The sequence below is a fragment of the Aeromicrobium sp. JP4 genome (assembly GCF_054957925.1).
On sequence record NZ_CM143290.1, the window covers coordinates 1,665,360 to 1,680,815 of the forward strand.

15 protein-coding genes are annotated in these 15,456 nt (G+C 71.4%); 5 read left to right on the plus strand and 10 right to left on the minus strand.

The annotated features are described in order from the left end of the window. Positions 1-3 precede the first annotated feature (3 nt). A complete protein-coding gene (locus ACY1JX_RS08280; RefSeq protein WP_181754237.1) occupies positions 4-489 on the minus strand; it encodes a type III secretion system chaperone family protein in 486 nt (161 codons plus the stop codon). After that, positions 486-1,712, minus strand: a complete 1,227-nt coding sequence (gene mshA / locus ACY1JX_RS08285; RefSeq protein WP_286930202.1) for a D-inositol-3-phosphate glycosyltransferase — start codon at positions 1,710-1,712, stop codon at positions 486-488. The genes ACY1JX_RS08280 and mshA overlap by 4 nt, the downstream gene beginning before the upstream one ends. Before the next feature lie 26 nt (positions 1,713-1,738). Between mshA and ACY1JX_RS08290 the strand changes: the two genes are divergently transcribed. Further along, on the plus strand, positions 1,739-2,479 hold the full coding sequence (locus ACY1JX_RS08290; protein WP_286930204.1) for an SDR family NAD(P)-dependent oxidoreductase: 741 nt from the start codon (positions 1,739-1,741) through the stop codon (positions 2,477-2,479). A gap of 22 nt (positions 2,480-2,501) precedes the next feature. Here the strand turns inward: ACY1JX_RS08290 and ACY1JX_RS08295 are convergent, their stop codons facing one another. Beyond that, a complete protein-coding gene (locus tag ACY1JX_RS08295; protein WP_462565809.1) occupies positions 2,502-3,356 on the minus strand; it encodes a hypothetical protein in 855 nt (284 codons plus the stop codon). Between the two features lie 74 nt (positions 3,357-3,430). Further along, the gene (locus ACY1JX_RS08300; RefSeq protein WP_462565810.1) at positions 3,431-4,324 is read right to left on the minus strand and encodes a sterol desaturase family protein; all 894 of its coding nucleotides are present in this window, start codon (positions 4,322-4,324) and stop codon (positions 3,431-3,433) included. Positions 4,325-4,365: 41 nt separating this feature from the next. Between ACY1JX_RS08300 and ACY1JX_RS08305 the strand changes: the two genes are divergently transcribed. From ACY1JX_RS08305 to ACY1JX_RS08315, 3 genes are all read left to right on the plus strand, one after another. Then, the gene (locus tag ACY1JX_RS08305) at positions 4,366-5,187 is read left to right on the plus strand and encodes an SDR family NAD(P)-dependent oxidoreductase (RefSeq protein WP_462565811.1); all 822 of its coding nucleotides are present in this window, start codon (positions 4,366-4,368) and stop codon (positions 5,185-5,187) included. Positions 5,188-5,277: 90 nt separating this feature from the next. Continuing rightward, entirely contained in the window at positions 5,278-6,354 is a 1,077-nt protein-coding gene (locus tag ACY1JX_RS08310) for a Glu/Leu/Phe/Val dehydrogenase dimerization domain-containing protein (protein ID WP_462565812.1), read from the plus strand. Between the two features lie 68 nt (positions 6,355-6,422). Next, positions 6,423-8,474: an MMPL family transporter gene (locus ACY1JX_RS08315; protein ID WP_462565813.1), complete on the plus strand. Its 2,052-nt coding sequence runs from the start codon at positions 6,423-6,425 to the stop codon at positions 8,472-8,474. 113 nt (positions 8,475-8,587) lie between these two features. On the opposite strand, the gene ACY1JX_RS08320 is transcribed toward ACY1JX_RS08315, so the two are convergent. The 3 genes from ACY1JX_RS08320 to purF form a co-directional block, all read right to left on the minus strand. After that, complete coding sequence (locus tag ACY1JX_RS08320) at positions 8,588-8,764, minus strand: DUF3073 domain-containing protein (RefSeq protein ID WP_078699958.1); 177 nt, start codon at positions 8,762-8,764, stop codon at positions 8,588-8,590. A gap of 125 nt (positions 8,765-8,889) precedes the next feature. Continuing rightward, on the minus strand, positions 8,890-9,873 hold the full coding sequence (purM, locus tag ACY1JX_RS08325) for a phosphoribosylformylglycinamidine cyclo-ligase (RefSeq protein ID WP_462565881.1): 984 nt from the start codon (positions 9,871-9,873) through the stop codon (positions 8,890-8,892). Positions 9,874-9,929: 56 nt separating this feature from the next. Then, complete coding sequence (gene purF / locus ACY1JX_RS08330) at positions 9,930-11,426, minus strand: amidophosphoribosyltransferase (protein WP_286930220.1); 1,497 nt, start codon at positions 11,424-11,426, stop codon at positions 9,930-9,932. Positions 11,427-11,583: 157 nt separating this feature from the next. On the opposite strand from purF, the gene ACY1JX_RS08335 reads away from it, so the two are divergent. After that, positions 11,584-13,137 (plus strand): long-chain-fatty-acid--CoA ligase, encoded by a 1,554-nt coding sequence (locus ACY1JX_RS08335; RefSeq protein WP_462565814.1) that lies wholly within the window; start codon positions 11,584-11,586, stop codon positions 13,135-13,137. A 1-nt stretch (position 13,138) separates the two neighbouring features. Here the strand turns inward: ACY1JX_RS08335 and ACY1JX_RS08340 are convergent, their stop codons facing one another. The 3 genes from ACY1JX_RS08340 to ACY1JX_RS08350 are packed head-to-tail and all read right to left on the minus strand — an operon-like array spanning position 13,139 to position 15,448. Further along, positions 13,139-13,753 carry a peptidylprolyl isomerase gene (locus ACY1JX_RS08340; protein ID WP_462565815.1) on the minus strand — a complete coding sequence of 205 codons (615 nt, stop codon included), beginning with the start codon at positions 13,751-13,753 and terminating at the stop codon, positions 13,139-13,141. A gap of 10 nt (positions 13,754-13,763) precedes the next feature. Then, on the minus strand, positions 13,764-14,126 hold the full coding sequence (locus tag ACY1JX_RS08345) for a sterol carrier family protein (RefSeq protein WP_286930224.1): 363 nt from the start codon (positions 14,124-14,126) through the stop codon (positions 13,764-13,766). Positions 14,127-14,149: 23 nt separating this feature from the next. Continuing rightward, positions 14,150-15,448: a sugar nucleotide-binding protein gene (locus ACY1JX_RS08350; protein ID WP_462565816.1), complete on the minus strand. Its 1,299-nt coding sequence runs from the start codon at positions 15,446-15,448 to the stop codon at positions 14,150-14,152. Positions 15,449-15,456: the final 8 nt, after the last annotated feature.

Below are 15,456 nucleotides of genomic sequence, written 5' to 3' on the forward strand. Positions count from 1 at the left end.
GGCTCAGTCCTGGGGACGCAGGTGGCGGAACGCGTCGAGGTTGCGCGTGGGCTCACCCCGGGACTCGCGCCAGCGCCACTCCTTGCGGATGCTCGAGGCGAAGCCGAGCTCGAGGATCGTGTTGAAGGACTCGTCGGCGTACGACAGCACCGAGCCCAGCAGGCGGTCGAGCTCGTCGGCGGTGACCGCCTCCAGCGGCAGCCGGCCGTCGAGGTAGATGTCGCCCGCGGAGTCGATCGCGAAGGCGACGCCGAACAGCTTGAGGTTGCGCTCCAGCATCCAGCGGTAGACGGCCTCGTGGTTCTCGTCGGGGTTGCGCGCCACGAAGGCGTGGACGCCGAGCGCGTGCCGGCCCACCTCGAGGCGGCACGTGGTCTTGAGCTTGCGTTCCCCCGGCAGCTCGACCTCGAACACGTCCTGCCCGTGGCGCACGTACTCCAGGCCGGCGTCGTCGAGCGAACTGACGATCACGTCGCGAACGTCGGTCATCCTGCCTCCTCCCGCGCCGCCTCGCGATCGTGCAGGGCGGCGGCATAGACGTCGAGGGTGCGCTCGGCGGTGACGTCCCAGCCGAACGACTCCGCGTGGCGCACGGCCTTGGCGCCGGCGTCGGACCGGAACTCCGGGTCGGCGAGGTACGGCCGCAGCGCCGCCGCGTAGGCGGCCGGGTCGTGCCCGTCGACGAGCGTGCCGGTGACGCCGTCGGCGACGGCCGTGGTGAGGCCGCCGACCGCCGCGGCGACCACGGGGGTGCCGCAGGCCTGGGCCTCGATCGCGACGAGCCCGAACGACTCGCTGTACGACGGGACGCAGACGACCGCGGCCCGCGAGTACCAGGTGGCCAGCTCGGCCTGGGTGACCGTGGGGACGAACTCCACCCGGTCGGCGATGCCCAGCTCGTGGGCGAGGTCGGTGAGCTCGGTGGGGCGGTCCAGCCCGCTGCCGGACGGCCCGCCGATGATCGCGACCCGGTGCGGCACGTCGAGCAGCGCCGAGGCGTGCAGCACCACGTCGGGTGCCTTGAGCGGCTGGATCCGGCCGGCGAAGACCACGAGCGGCGGCTCGTCGTCGGGCTCGCTCGCGCTGAAGACGTCGAGGTCGACACCGGGGTGCACGACCGCGACGGCGCGCGGGTCGGCCTCGTAGAGGTCGATCAGCTCGCGCCGCTCCTCGGCGGTGTTGGCGATCAGCCGGTCGGCGAACCGCACGATCTCCTCCTCACCGGCGACCCGGCCGACGGGCTCGGGACGGTCGCCGGCCGCGAGCGACGCGTTCTTGACCTTGGCCATCGTGTGCATCGAGTGCACGAGCGGGACGCCCCAGCGCTCGCGCAGCACCGTGCCGACCTGGCCCGAGAGCCAGTAGTGGGAGTGGACGAGGTCGAAGTAGCCGGGCTCGTGCCAGGCCTCGACGCGCAGCACGTCGCGGACGAACGAGCAGAGCTGGCTCGGCAGGTCGCCCTTCGTCAGTCCCTCGAAGGGTCCGGCGGCGACGTGGTGCACCCGGATGCCCTCGTCGGCCTCGACGACCGGAGGCAGGTGGCGGGACGTGGCCCGGGTGAAGACCTCGACCTCGATGCCGCGGGCGGCCAGCCGGCGCGAGAGCTCGAGGACGTAGACGTTCATGCCGCCCGCGTCGCCGGTGCCCGGCTGGTCGAGGGGGGAGGTGTGCGCCGACAGCATCGCGACACGACGGATCCCTCGGGCAGCCATGCGATCCATTCTGGCACGCTGTCCCCATGCCCACAGCCGTCGTCACCGGAGCCAGCAGCGGGATCGGCGAGGCCACGGCCCGCGCCCTGTCGGCCGCCGGCTACACCGTCCTGGCCGCCGCCCGCCGACGCGACCGCATCGAGCGGCTCGCCGAGGAGATCGACGCCATCGCACTGCCGTGCGACATCACGAACCCCGACGACGTGGCCCGGCTGGCCGAGGCCGTCGGCGACCGGCTCGACCTGCTCGTCAACAACGCCGGCGGCGCGAAGGGCCTCGAGGACGTCACCGAGGCCGACCTGGACGACTGGCGCTGGATGTACGAGACGAACGTCCTCGGCACCGTCGCGGTGACGAAGGCGCTGACGCCGGCGTTGATCAACTCCGGTGCCGGCACGATCATCAACGTCGGCTCCACCGCGGGCCGGGTGACCTACGAGGGCGGCGGCGGCTACACCGCGGCCAAGCACGCCCTGGCCGCCGTCACCGAGACCCTGCGACTCGAGCTCAACGGCCAGCCCGTGCGGATCACGGAGATCGCGCCGGGCATGGTCCGGACCGAGGAGTTCAGCCTGACCCGCTTCGACGGTGACAGCACGCGCGCCGACGCCGTCTACGCGGGCGTGGACGAGCCGCTCGTGGCCGAGGACATCGCCGACGCGATCACGTGGGTCGCCACGCGGCCGCGGCACGTGGACGTCGACCTGATGGTCATCAAGCCGGTCGCCCAGGCCGCGCAGTGGAAGGTGCACCGCCGGCCCCAGTGAGTGGCAGGGCCGGCGGGTCCTCTCAGTCGGACGCGGGAGCGTCCGCGCTGGCCGGGTTCTGCGGCGTGGCCGGAGGCGTCGTGGGCGACGTGGTCCCGGTGGCGGTCGTGGCCTTGCGCGCGGCGGTCTTGCGGCCCGGCGAGGCCGTGCGCTTCGCGGTGGACGTCGCGCCGGCCTTCTTCGCCGGCGCCTTCTTGGTCGCGGTCTTCTTCGCGGTCGCGGTCTTCTTCGCGGTCGCGGTCTTCTTCGCGGTGGTGGTCTTCTTCGCCGGGGACTTCGTGGCGGGCGTCTTCTTGGCGGCGGCCGGCCGCTTCGCCGCGGCCTTCACGGCCGGCTCCGGCGTCACCTCGGCCGTCGGAGCGGTGCCGGGCACCTCGGGGTCGACGGGCCCGCTCGCGTCCGACGCGGCCAGTGCCTCGCCGGCGAAGGAGAGCCTGTCGTCGGCCTCGGTGGCGGAGTCCGGCAGCGTGGCCTTCTTCGCGGTCGTCTTCTTCGCACCGGCCTTCTTCGCCGGAACGCTCTGCGCCGCTGCGGCGGCCAGGGGGTCGCCGTGCGGTCGGTCCGAGCCGGTCTCGGCCGGGGGCGCGGTGGCCTCGGCCGGCGGCGGCGTGGCGGAGCCTCCGGGCCTGACGAGGTCGGGGGCGAGCCGGGCGACCATCGCGGTCAGGTCGGCGATCTGCTTCGCCGTCGTGTCGCGGACCTGGGCCACCTCCTCGCGCACCTTCTTCAGCTCGGCGGAGGACGACCGGGTGGCCTTGTCGATCTGCTGGGCCGCCGCCTTCTCGGCCGCCTTGCGGACCTTCTTGAGCTCACCTCGCAGGTCGTTGATCGTGGAGATCGTGTCGCGGAGCTTCTTCTCGACCTTGCTCTTGGCCATCGGGGGATCCTCTCGGTGGTGCGGAGTCGGTGCTGCCAGCCTAGGAGGATCGGGGCTCATGCGCCCGCCGCGTCTCAGCGCGTGCCGGCCTCGGTGCGGCCTCGGTCGATCGTGCCGTCGGGCTTCCACCCGGGCGGACCGAGCACGTAGCCGACCTTCTCGCGCCACGTGGACGCCGACCTCACGTCGGCGGCCATCTTGCGGTAGTCGCCGTACTGCAGCGTGAGGATGTTGTAGGTCTCGACCGGGTGCGTGAGCCCGTACCGCGGACGGTGCAGCTCGCGCTGGAAGGTGCCGAACATCCGGTCCCAGACGATGAGGATGCCGCCGTAGTTCTTGTCGAGGTACTCGGGGTCGGAGCCGTGGTGCACGCGGTGGTGCGAGGGGGTGTTGAACACCCACTCGATCGGCCGCGGCAGCTTGCCGACGACCTCGGTGTGCACGAAGAACTGGTAGATCAGGTTGATCGCGAAGGCGGCGAACAGGGTCCACGGCGCGAACCCCAGCAGCGGGAGTGGCAGCCAGAAGAAGAACTCGAACCACGGGTTCCACTTCTGCCGCAGCGCGGTCCCGAAGTTCATGAACTCGCTGGAGTGGTGCGACTGGTGGCCGGCCCAGCCGATCCGCACGCGGTGGCTGAAGCGGTGGTGCCAGTAGTAGCAGAAGTCGAGTCCGACGAGCAGCGCCGGCCAGTACCACCAGGCCGAGACGTCCAGCTCGAACAGGGCGAAGTGGGCGAACACGAAGACGAACGCGAAGAAGGTGATGATCTTGAAGACCGTCAGGAACAGGATCGAGCCGATGCCCATCGAGATCGACGTACGCACGTCCTTGAAGGCGTAGCCCGTGACGTTGTCGTCGTGGTCGAGCCACTTCAGCGCGGCCAGCTCGATCGCGATGCTCAGCACGAAGAACGGCACCGCGTAGGTCAGTGGGTTCTTCATCGGGTCCAGGAGTTCGGCCAGCACCCCACCACGATACGCGAACCCTGTGACTACCATCACAACGCATGGGCATCGATCCGGCCGGGCAGGTCGTCGTCATCACGGGCTCCTCCAGCGGCATCGGCGCCGCGGCCGCGCGCCGGCTCGCCGCCCGCGGTGCGACGGTGTGCCTCCTGGCCCGGCGCGAGGCGGAGCTGGAGGCCGTCGCCGCGGCGATCCGGGCCGAGGGCGGCGACGCCCACGCCCATCCGGTCGACCTCACCGACGAGGCGTCCACCCGCTCGGCCGTCGAGCGCATCCTGGCGGACCACGGCCGCGTCGACGTCCTCGTCAGCAACGCCGCACGCTCGATCCGGCGCCCCATCGTGGACTCGCTCGACCGCCTGCACGACCACGAGCGCGTCATGGCGATCAACTACTTCGCCGCCGTGCGCCTCATCCACCTCGTGCTGCCGTCGATGCTCGCCACCGGGCGTGGCCACGTCGTGGTCAGCTCGACCCTGTCGACCCAGGTGCCGATCCCCCTGTTCTCGGCCTACCTCGCCAGCAAGAGCGCGCTGGAGTCCTACGTGCGCTCGCTGTCGGCCGAGCTGGGGCACCGCGGCATCACCACCAGCACCGTGCACTTCCCGATGGTGCGCACCGAGATGTCCGGTGGCACCGAGATCTACCGGGCGATGTCGATGATGAGCCCGGACGAGGCCGGCCGATGGATCGAGCGCGCCGTGGTGTCGCGCCCCTCGCGGATCACGAGCGCGTTCGGCGTGGCCGGCGAGACGTCGATGGCCCTGCTACCCGGCGTCGTGACGCGGGCGACCGCGCCGTTCTTCCGGCGCATGGACCGCAACCTCGCACGTCGTGCCGCCGCCGGCGACGTTCGCGAGTAGCGTGGGTCACAGCGGCCACCACCCCCGGCCGCGCGACACCACCGCAACCGACAGGCCGGCACCACCCCCGCCAGCCCAGGAAGAGGAAGCATGAGCACGCCCAGCAGCTTCGGCACCCACCACGAGCAAGTCGTCTTCTGCCACGACGAGGCCTCCGGACTGCGGGCGATCATCGCCCTCTACTCCACCGCCCTCGGTCCCGGCCTCGGCGGCACCCGGTTCTTCCCGTACGCCAGCGAGGGTGACGCGCTGGCCGACGTGCTCAACCTCAGCCAGGGCATGGCCTACAAGAACGCCCTCGCCGGACTCGACCTCGGCGGCGGCAAGGCCGTGATCATCGGCGACCCGCGCACCGACAAGTCCGAGGCCCTCCTGCGCGCCTACGGCCGCTTCGTCCAGAGCCTCGCGGGCCGGTACTTCACCGCGTGCGACGTGGGCACGTTCTCCACCGACATGGACGTCATCGCCCGCGAGTGCGACTACGTCACCGGCCGCACGGTCGAGCACGGCGGCGCGGGCGACTCCAGCGTCCTGACCGCCTTCGGCGTCTACCAGGGCATGCGCGCCTCGGCGCAGTTCGCGTGGGGCGACACGTCCCTGGCCGGCAAGCGCGTCGGCATCGCCGGCGTGGGCAAGGTCGGGCGTCACCTGACCGCCCACCTCGTGCAGGAGGACGCCCAGGTGGTCGTCACCGACATCGACCCGGCCGCCGTGGCCCGCCTGGTCGAGCAGTACCCGGGCCTCGAGGTCGCCGAGTCCACCGAGGCGCTGATCGCCGCCGACCTCGACGTCTACGCGCCGTGCGCCCTGGGCGGGGCTCTCAACGAGTCGTCGGTCGAGGCCCTCACGGCGCGTGTCGTGGCCGGGGCGGCGAACAACCAGCTGGCGCACGACGGCATCGGCAAGCTCGTGACGGACCGCGGGATCGTCTACGCGCCGGACTACTGCGTGAACTCCGGCGGCGTCATCCAGGTCGCCGACGAGCTCGACCCGAGCGGCTTCTCCTTCGACCGCGCGAAGGCGCGGGCCACCGGCATCTTCGACACCACGCTGGCCGTCCTCGAGCGCGCGGCGAGCGAGGGCATCACCACCGCCGAGGCCGCCGACCGCCAGGCCGATCAGCGCATCCGCGAGATCGGGCGGCTGGCGCAGATCCGGCTCCCGTGACACCGGCGGGAGGACCGGTGGGCATCCCGATGTACCTCCGATTTAGTTAGATCGCCTAGCCTTCTAGCGTGCCTCCAGTCGACCATCGGTCCTTTCCGCTCGCGCGCCTCGTGGGGCCGCGACGATCCATCGTCGTGGTGCTGCTGGGGCTGATCGTCTCCGGACTGATCATGGCCTTCGCCCCGGAGCCCACCTCCGGCAACGAGGCCGGCTCCAACCTGCCGGAGTCGGCGGAGTCCGCGCGCGCCGCGGCGCTGCTCGACGAGCTGCCCCAGGCCGACGAGGCACCGGCGATCGTCGTGTTCTCCCGCGAGGGCGGTCTCTCCCCCGAGGACCTCACGGCGCTCGGCGAGCGCTCGCAGGCGATCGGCGCGGAGCTGGACCTCGAGGCGAGCCCGCCCGTGCCGTCGGAGAACGGTGCGGCCGCGATCGTCGCGATCCCGGTGAAGACCGGCCTGAGCAACGACGACAACGCCGAGCTGGTCGAGCAGATCCGTGAGGTCGCCCGCGCCGACCTGCCCGACGGCGTGAAGGCCGAGGTCACCGGCGCCCCGGCGGTCCAGGCCGACCTCGGTGCGGTGTTCGACGGCGCCGACGTGCGCCTCCTCGCCGTCACCGCCGCCGTCGTGGCGGTGCTGCTGATCATCACCTACCGCAGCCCGTGGCTGTGGCTCGTCCCGCTGACCGTCATCGGCATCGGCGACCGCGTCGCCGCCCGCACGCTCGAGGGCATCTCCGGGGCCTTCGGCTTCGAGATCGACGGCTCGATCACCGGCATCACCTCGGTCCTCGTCTTCGGCGCGGGCACGAACTACGCGCTGCTGCTGATCGCGCGCTACCGCGAGGAGCTGCGCCGCCACGACTCGCGCCACGAGGCGATGCAGACCGCCGTGGGCGGGGCCGCCCCCGCGATCCTGTCCAGCTCCGGCACCGTGGTCCTGGCCCTGCTGTCCCTCCTGATCGCCGACTCGCCGTTCGTCAGCGGCATCGGCCTGGCCGGCGCGATCGGCATCGTCATCGCGGTGGCGTTCGCCCTGCTCGTGCTGCCCTCGGCGATGGTCCTGCCGGGCCGCTGGCTGTTCTGGCCGTTCGTTCCGCGCAACGGCGACGAGGACCCGTCCGAGCGCGGCTGGTGGTTCCGCGTCGGCAGCACCGTCACGTCGCGCCCCTGGCCCGTAGCCATCGCCTCCCTGGGCGTCCTGACGGCCATGGCCGCCGGTGCCCTCACCCTCACCACCGGCCTCGGCCAGAGCGAGCAGTTCCTCGACACACCCGAGTCGATCCAGGCGCAGGAGACGCTGCAGGACGGCTTCCCCGCCGGCATCTCCGCGCCCACCGTCGTGGCGACCTCTCCCGATCAGGTCGAGGCCGTCACGGCCGCCGCGAGCGAGGTCTCCGGCGTCGAGAGCGCCCGACCGGCCGGCGCCTCCGACGACGTGGCCGAGGTCCAGGTCGTGTTGTCGGTCGCACCCGAGAGCGACGAGGCCCTCACCGCCATCGAGGACCTGCGCACCGCGGTCCAGGACGTCGATCCCGACGCCCTCGTCGGCGGCCCGGACGCCCAGGCGCTGGACGAGGCACAGACCGCCGCGGACGACCGCGCCACGGTCATCCCCATCGTGCTGGCCATCGTCCTGATCATGCTGCTGGTCCTGCTGCGCTCCGTCGTGGCCGCGGTGATCCTGTGCGCCACCACGGTGCTGTCGTACCTGTCGGCGCTCGGCGTGGGCTGGCTGCTGTTCGACCACGTCCTGGGCTGGTCGGCGATGGACGTCAGCACGCCGCTGCTGGCCTTCATCTTCCTGGTCGCGCTGGGCGTGGACTACAACATCTTCCTCACCGCGCGGGCGCGCGAGGAGATGGCCCTCACCGGCGACGCGACCGGATCGATCGTCAAGGCGCTGGCCGTGACGGGCGGCGTGATCACCAGCGCGGGCGTGCTGCTGGCCGCCGTCTTCACCGTGCTGGGCGTGCTGCCGCTCGTGCTGCTGGCCCAGCTGGGCGTCGTGGTCGGGTTCGGCGTGCTGCTCGACACCGTGCTGGTGCGCGGCGTGGCGACGCCGGCCCTGGTCGCGCTGTGCGGCCGCCGCTTCTGGTGGCCGAGCAAGCTCTCACGCTGAGGGCGGAAACGCCGAGCACCCGTGGGGCACAGAGGTGCCCCACGGGTCGTGAGCTCGATGTCCGATGCAGGCGCTGGAGAGAGCCGACACCAGGGAGAAGTTCGCCCTACCGCTCAACTAGCGGCAGGGTCTCCCAGTTTCTTGGCGAGATCAACGTACTGGTCGGGAATCGGGTCGCCCGACTCTCCATGAAGCTCTCGCTCCAGATCATTGAAGTCCGTGTCCAATGTCCGGTACTTGAGATCGCGAGCGACCTTGGTCTGCTTCGCTTTGGCACGGCCGCGGCCCATGGGCTCGACCCCCTCGCACTCAGTGGTTCAGTATGTCGTGCTCCCAAGAGTACCCAAAGGACCTCGGAACGCATGAACGACCCCCGGTCAGGCGAGCCGCCTGACCGTCGTTGCAACGAATATTCTCAGCTGAGGGTGACCGAACCGCCCGCACCGTGGGTTCCGGCCGCCGCGACCTCGCCCGCGATCCACGCGTCGACGCCGTGCTGGCCGAGGAGGGCGACCGCCGCGTCGGCCGCGTCGGCCGGGACGATCGCGACCATCCCGACGCCCATGTTCAGGGCCAGGTCGAGGTCGGCCTGCGCGACCTTGCCGAGCTCGCCCACGAGGCCGAAGACGGGGGCCGGGGTCCACGAGGACCGGTCGAGCCGGACCGAGACCGAGTCGGGCAGGACCCGCTCGAGGTTCGCCGCGAGCCCGCCGCCGGTGATGTGCGACATGGCGTGCACCTCGACGGCGTCGGCCAGGGCGAGGCACGGCTTCGTGTAGAGGCGGGTGGGGGTCAGCAGCTCCTCGCCCAGCGTGCGGCCGAACTCCGGCACGTCGCGGTCGAGCTTCCAGCCGGCGATGTCGAAGAAGACGTGGCGCACGAGCGAGTACCCGTTGGAGTGCAGGCCCGAGGAGGCCATCGCCACCACCACGTCGCCCTCGCGCACGCGCTCGGCGCCGAGGAGACGGTCGGCCTCGACGACGCCCGTGGTGGATCCGGCGACGTCGTACTCGTCGGGGGCCAGGAGGCCGGGGTGCTCGGCCGTCTCGCCGCCCAGCAGCGCGGTGCCGGTCTCGGCGCATGCCGCGGCGATGCCCTTGACGATGTCGGCGATCCGCTCGGGCACGACCTTGCCGGTGGCGATGTAGTCGGTGAGGAACAGCGGCTCGGCCCCGCACACGACGAGGTCGTCCACGAGCATGCCGACCAGGTCGAACCCGATCGTGTCGTGGCGGTCCATCGCCTGCGCGATGGCGACCTTCGTGCCGACGCCGTCGGCGCTCGTGGCCAGCAGCGGGCGCGTGTAGCTCTTCAGGGCCGAGGCGTCGAACAGGCCGGCGAAGCCGCCGATGCCGCCCACGACCTCGGGACGGGTGGCCTTGGCGACCCACTGCTTCATGAGCTCGACCGCGCGGTCGCCCTCCTCGATGGAGACTCCGGCGGAGGCGTACGAGGTCACTGGATCACCTTCAAGGGCTCGGTCCCGTTGGACGGCAGCTCCAGCAGGTGCTTGCCGATGAGGTCGTCGTCGGGCAGCTCGATCGGGTAGACCCCGTCGAAGCAGGCCCGGCAGAGGTTGTCGGCCGGGACGTTCGTGGCGGCGATGAGGTCGTCGAGCGAGACGTACGACAGACTGTCGGCGCCGATCGAGCGACAGATCTCGTCGACCGTGAGGCCGTTGGCGACCAGCTCGGCCCGCGAGGCGAAGTCGATGCCGTAGAAGCACGGCCACTTCACCGGCGGGCTGGAGATCCGGACGTGGACCTCGGCGGCGCCGAACTCGCGGAGCATCCGCACGAGGGCACGCTGGGTGTTGCCGCGCACGATCGAGTCGTCGACCACCACGAGGCGCTTGCCCGCGATGACGTCGCGCAGCGGATTCAGCTTGAGCCGGATGCCGAGCTGGCGGATCGTCTGCGAGGGCTGGATGAACGTGCGGCCCACGTAGGAGTTCTTCACCAGGCCGTGACCGAACGGGATCCCGCTCTCCTCGGCGTAGCCGATCGCGGCGGGCGTGCCGGACTCGGGCACCGGGATGACGAGGTCGGCCTCGACGGGCGCGGTGTTGGCCAGGCGGCGACCGATGCGCTCGCGCACGCTGAAGACACGCTGGTCGTTGATCGTGGTGTCGGGGCGCGCGAGGTAGACGTACTCGAAGATGCAGCCCTTCGGCGCGGCGTCGGCGAACCGGCTGCTGCGCAGGCCGTTCTCGTCGATCGCGACGAACTCGCCCGGCTCGATCTCGCGGATGTAGGAGGCGCCGACGATGTCGAGCGCGGCGGTCTCGCTCGCGATGACCCAGCCGCGCTCGAGGCGGCCGAGCACGAGCGGGCGGATGCCCTGGGGGTCGCGCGCGCCGTAGAGAGTGGTCTCGTCCATGAACACGAGGGAGAACGCGCCGCGCAGCTGGGGCAGGACCTCCAGCGCCGCGTCCTCGACCGAGCGGTCGCGGTAGGACGCCAGCAGCGAGGCCATCACCGAGGTGTCGGTGGTGGCGGTCTCGGCCGACACCGACTTGGCGTCGCCCTCCGTCCGCTCGCGGAGCAGCTGCACGAGCTCGTGCGTGTTGGTCAGGTTGCCGTTGTGCCCCAGCGCGACCGAGCCCTGGGCCGTGGGCCGGAACGTGGGCTGGGCGTTCTGCCACACGCTCGCACCGGTCGTGGAGTAGCGCGCGTGGCCGATGGCGATCTGGCCCTGGAGCGACTCGAGGGTGGCCTCGTCGAAGACCTGGGACACCAGGCCCATGTCCTTGTAGACGAGGATCTGGCGGCCGTTGCTCACGGCGATGCCGGCCGACTCCTGCCCTCGGTGCTGCAGGGCGTAGAGGCCGAAGTAGGTGAGCTTGGCGACTTCCTCGCCGGGGGCCCAGACGCCGAACACGCCACAGGCGTCCTGGGGTCCGGCGTCACTGGGATCGAGCTCGTGGGTCAGGAGACCATCTCCGCGGGGCACACCGGCAGTCTACCGGCCGTTCCCGCCTTCCCCGACCAGTACCGCCCGGAGCGGACGCGCGCACTAACAGTCAAGGTTGACTGGAAGTCTTCCGTCGAGGCACTCGGAGCACTACGGTGTGAGGCACATCACAGCCAAGGCCTCAGAGGGAGACCCCATGTCCGATGCGACGTTCATCGCCGATCACGCCCGAGCCGCCGCGCAGGCCGCGCCCGACCAGACGGGCTGGATCTACGAGGGCCGCGAGTGGACCTGGGCGCAGGTCTGGGACTCGATCCGGCGGACCGCCGGCGCTCTCTCGGCGGAGGGCATCGGTCGCGGCGACCACGTCGCCGTCGTGGACAAGAACAACCCGGCGATCCTGCAGCTCGTGCTCGGCGCCAGCCTGATCGGCGCCTCCACGGCCATCGTGAACTGGCGCCTGGCCGGCGACGAGCTGGACTACACGATCAACGACGCCGGCGCGAAGGTGCTCTTCGTCGGTCACGAGCTGCTGGACCAGGTCGACGTCATCCGTGACCGGCTCACCACCGTGGAGAAGATCGTCGTCATGGGCGGCGACGCCGACGAGTTCGAGGCGTGGCAGGCCGCCGGCGAGCCCCTCGAACAGGCGGACGACTCGTCCGTCGACGACACCGTCGTCCTGATGTACAGCTCGGGCACCACGGGCCGCCCCAAGGGCGTGATGCTCAGCCAGCGCAACCTGGTGGCGCACACCGAGAACGCCGACACCGGCATCGCCTACGGCGAGGACGCGAAGATGCTGGTCGCGATGCCGATGTTCCACGTCGGCGGCACGTCCTACGCGATGTTCGGCCTCAAGAACCGGGTGCCGGGCCACATCATCCGCGACGTCGAGGCCGGCGCGCTGGCCGGCGCGATGATGTCGGGCGTCACCCACGCCTTCCTCGTGCCCGCGGTGGTGGCGATGCTGCTGCAGGCCGGGCCCGATGCGATGAAGCTGTTCAGCGGGTTGCGCGGCTTCTCCTACGGCGCCGCGCCGATGCCGCTGACGATCCTGCGCGGGGCGCAGGAGCACTGGCCCGACACGGCGTTCTACCAGGTCTACGGCCTCACCGAGTTCTGCGGCGTCGTCACGATGCTGCACGACGACGAGCACCGTGACCTGGAGCATCCCGAGCGGCTGCTCTCGGCCGGCAAGCCGATCCCGGGCGTCGAGGCCCGCGTGGTCGACCCCGCCACCCTGCAGGACGTGGCGACCGGCGCGGCCGGCGAGCTGTGGTTCCGCACCGAGCAGGCGACCGCCGGCTACCACGGACGTCCCGAGGCGACCGCCGAGCTGTACGCCGAGGACGGCTGGGTCCGCACCGGCGACATCGGCCGGATCGACGCCGACGGCTACGTCTACGTCGAGGACCGCATCAAGGACATGATCATCACCGGCGGCGAGAACGTGTACTCCCCCGAGGTCGAGCGGGTCCTGTCCGAGCATCCCGACCTGCTCGAGGTCGCGATCATCGGCGTGCCCGACGCGACGTGGGGCGAGTCCGTGAAGGCCGTCGTGGCGCTGCGTCCCGGGGCCGAGGCGACCGAGGCCGAGATCATCGAATGGGCGCGCGAGAACCTCGCCCACTACAAGGTGCCGCGGAGCATCGACATCGTCGAGCTGCTGCCGCGGAACCCCTCGGGCAAGATCCTCAAGCGCGACCTGCGCAAGCCCTACTGGACCGACGCGGCGCGCCAGGTCTGAGTCAGGAGACCGACTCGATCACGACGTCGGTCTTGGGGGCGACTCCGTCCGGGCCGTTGCCCTCCTCGGCGATCGCCCGGGCGGCCTCGAGCCCGTCCTCGTCGACCGTGCCGAACACGGTGTAGGCCGCGGGCAGCTCGGCGTCGTCGAGCACGATGAAGAACTGCGAGCCGTTGGTGTCCGGTCCGCTGTTGGCCATCGCGAGCGTGCCGGCCGGGTACGTCTCGTCGCCGCTGAGCTCGTCCTCGAAGCTGTAGCCCGGCCCGCCGCTGCCGGTGGCCGACGGGTCGCCGCACTGCAGCACGAAGCCGGGGACGAGGCGGTGGCACTTCGTGCCGTCGAAGTAGCCCTGCTCGGCCAGCGACGCGAACGAGTTCACGGTGCAGGGTGCGGCCTCGGCGTCGAGGGTGAGCGCGAAGTCGCCCCGGTTCGTCTTCATCGTGAGCGTCTCGGGCGCGAGCAGGTCCGACGGCGGCAGCTCGGCGTCCTTGGCGGCCGCGCCCTCCTGCGCGTACGTGCACTCGCCCGACGAGGAGGCGGAGTCGTCGTCCCCTCCGCCGCAGGCAGCGAGGATCGGGAGGACGAGGGCCGACAGGAGCAGGAGTCGCACGCGCATGGGGAAGACCCTAGCGAGCGTCGTCCTCCACCAGCGGCAGCAGTGGCGTGAGGTCGGAGCGCTCGCCGCTCGCGCGGACCCGCGCATCGGCCCAGGCGAGTCGGCCACGCGCGAGCGCGATCCAAGTCTCGGGGTCGGTCTCGACCACGGCCGGCGGCGTGCCGCGCGTGTGGCTGGCCCCCTCGATGCACTGGATCGCGGCGAACGGCGGGATGCGGACCTCGACGCTGTGCCCCGGCGCCCGTCGCTGCAGCAGCGCCAGCAGGTGCTTCGTGGCGGCCTTCAGGTCGGCCCGGTCGGCCGTGCCCGTGTCGATCCGCGCACAGATCGCCGTGAACTCGGCGGGGTCGAGCGGGGTGAGGGAACGCGCCACGCGGCCACCCTAACCGGGCGGCCTCAGCTCAGCCGCAGCGCCGAGTGGCGCGGCCGCGGGGCGGAGAGACGGCCGGCCATGTACTCCTCGGTGGAGACGCCGGTGACGTCGGCGGGGTCGCGGCCCTCCTCGGCGAAGACGCGGCGGGCGATGTCGGCCCACGACTCCACGGGGCCGCGGCCGGTGACGTGGTGGATGCCGTACGGCGCCTCGGTGCGGAGCAGGTCGAGGATCCCCTCGGCCAGCACCGATGCCGGTGTGAGCCGGCCGAACTGGTCGTCGACGACCGACGGCGAGACGCCGTCGCGGGCGAGGCGGCGCATCGTGTCGACGAAGTTCGCGCCCTCCCCCACGACCCAGCTGGTGCGAACCAGGTAGCCCTTCGGCACGACCGACGTCACGGCCTCGGTGGCCGCCTTCGTCTGGCCGTAGACGCCCAGCGGCGAGACGGGCTCGTCGACCTCGTGCTCCTCCTTCGTGCCGTCGAACACGTAGTCGCTCGAGACGTTGACGAAGGTCAGGCCGTGGGCGATGGCGATCCGGGCCATGGCGGCGACGCCCGTGACGTTGATCGCCCAGCACAGCGTGCGGCCCTCGGGGGTCTCGGCGCCGTCGACGTTCGTGTAGGCCGCGGCGTTGATGAGCGTGCCGACGCCGTTCCATTCGATCGAGTCGAGGGTCTGGGGCTTGGAGAGGTCGACCTCGGGGAAGTCGTGGTACTCGGCGTCCGGGAGGAGCTGCTGCAACGCCTTGCCCAGCTGGCCGCCGGCCCCGATGACCACGGTGCGGCGCGGCGCGAGCGGCGTGACCTCGGCCAGGAGCGGGTGGTTGCGGTCCTTCTCGGACATCTCGGCCACGGGCAGCGGCCACGGGACGGCCACCTCCGGGTCGAGCAGGTTGACGTTGGCGTAGACCGCGTCGGGGCGCCAGTGGTCGTTGACGAGGTAGCTGTACGCGGTGCCGTCCTCGAGGACCTGGAAGGAGTTCGCGACCCCGCGCGGCACGAACACCGCGGTCTGCGGGTTCAGCTCGACCCAGAACGAGGAGCCGAACGACTCGCCCTCGCGCAGGTCGACCCAGGCGCCGAAGGCTCGCCCGGACGCGACCGAGACGTACTTGTCCCACGGCTCGGCGTGGATGCCGCGGATAGTGCCGGCGACGCCGTTGAACGAGATGTTCTGCTGGACGGGCCCGAAGTCGGGCAGCCCGGCGGCGACCATCTTCTCGCGCTGCCAGTTCTCCTTGAACCAGCCGCGGTTGTCGCCGTGGACGTCCAGGTGGACGACGAGCAGGCCCGGGACGGGAGTGGTCTCGATCTTCATCGGCTCCC

Bases quoted from the DNA above. Each gene is read 5' to 3' on its own strand.
- ACY1JX_RS08280 (WP_181754237.1), bottom strand. From the start codon at position 489: ATGACCGACGTTCGCGACGTGATCGTCAGTTCGCTCGACGACGCCGGC.
- mshA (WP_286930202.1), bottom strand. From the start codon at position 1,712: ATGGCTGCCCGAGGGATCCGTCGTGTCGCGATGCTGTCGGCGCACACC.
- ACY1JX_RS08290 (WP_286930204.1), top strand. From the start codon at position 1,739: ATGCCCACAGCCGTCGTCACCGGAGCCAGCAGCGGGATCGGCGAGGCC.
- ACY1JX_RS08295 (WP_462565809.1), bottom strand. From the start codon at position 3,356: ATGGCCAAGAGCAAGGTCGAGAAGAAGCTCCGCGACACGATCTCCACG.
- ACY1JX_RS08305 (WP_462565811.1), top strand. From the start codon at position 4,366: ATGGGCATCGATCCGGCCGGGCAGGTCGTCGTCATCACGGGCTCCTCC.
- ACY1JX_RS08310 (WP_462565812.1), top strand. From the start codon at position 5,278: ATGAGCACGCCCAGCAGCTTCGGCACCCACCACGAGCAAGTCGTCTTC.
- ACY1JX_RS08320 (WP_078699958.1), bottom strand. From the start codon at position 8,764: ATGGGCCGCGGCCGTGCCAAAGCGAAGCAGACCAAGGTCGCTCGCGAT.
- purM (WP_462565881.1), bottom strand. From the start codon at position 9,873: ATGAAGCAGTGGGTCGCCAAGGCCACCCGTCCCGAGGTCGTGGGCGGC.
- ACY1JX_RS08335 (WP_462565814.1), top strand. From the start codon at position 11,584: ATGTCCGATGCGACGTTCATCGCCGATCACGCCCGAGCCGCCGCGCAG.
- ACY1JX_RS08340 (WP_462565815.1), bottom strand. From the start codon at position 13,753: ATGCGCGTGCGACTCCTGCTCCTGTCGGCCCTCGTCCTCCCGATCCTC.
- ACY1JX_RS08350 (WP_462565816.1), bottom strand. From the start codon at position 15,448: ATGAAGATCGAGACCACTCCCGTCCCGGGCCTGCTCGTCGTCCACCTG.